Origin of the sequence: Enterococcus sp. VV15 (assembly GCF_005236045.1) — a bacterium.
Classification (GTDB): domain Bacteria; phylum Bacillota; class Bacilli; order Lactobacillales; family Enterococcaceae; genus Enterococcus_B; species Enterococcus_B durans.
The window spans coordinates 1-527 of record NZ_QPTY01000120.1 but is presented as its reverse complement, the minus strand read 5'-3'; the positions used below and the strand labels follow the sequence as shown (position 1 = coordinate 527).

The following is a 527-nucleotide window of genomic DNA, read 5'->3' as shown; positions in this document are numbered from 1 at the left end:
TGCACGGTTTTACCCGCCTGACGGTTTTCAAGACCGTTCCCTTCAGCCGGACTTGGGTAATCCTCCAATATGAAACTTACAACGCCGCTATGGACCTTGTAGGACTCGAACCTACGACCGGACGGTTATGAGCCGTCTGCTCTAACCAACTGAGCTAAAGGTCCAGGCTCTTAAAAATCGCGGCGGAGGGGATCGAACCCCCGACCTCCCGGGTATGAACCGGACGCTCTAGCCAGCTGAGCTACACCGCGAAAAAGATATTCATTATTTAAATGAAATGGAGCCTAGCGGGATCGAACCGCTGACCTCCTGCGTGCAAAGCAGGCGCTCTCCCAGCTGAGCTAAGGCCCCGTGTTAATTTATTTCATTATCGGGAAGACAGGATTCGAACCTGCGACCCCTTGGTCCCAAACCAAGTGCTCTACCAAGCTGAGCTACTTCCCGTTGTTCTAACGCGCCCAAGAGGAGTCGAACCCCTAACCTTTTGATCCGTAGTCAAACACTCTATCCAGTTGAGCTATGGGCGC

General features: G+C 52.9%; 5 tRNA genes. All 5 read right to left on the bottom strand.

What is annotated here, in order from left to right:
• Window positions 1–90: 90 nt before the first annotated feature.
• A tRNA-Ile gene (locus DVW83_RS14905) sits at window positions 91–164 on the bottom strand.
• 13 nt (window positions 165–177) lie between these two features.
• Window positions 178–251, bottom strand: a tRNA-Met gene (locus DVW83_RS14900).
• A gap of 27 nt (window positions 252–278) precedes the next feature.
• Window positions 279–351, bottom strand: a tRNA-Ala gene (locus tag DVW83_RS14895).
• A 19-nt stretch (window positions 352–370) separates the two neighbouring features.
• Window positions 371–444 (bottom strand) — tRNA-Pro (locus DVW83_RS14890).
• A gap of 9 nt (window positions 445–453) precedes the next feature.
• Window positions 454–527: transfer RNA gene (locus tag DVW83_RS14885), tRNA-Arg, on the bottom strand.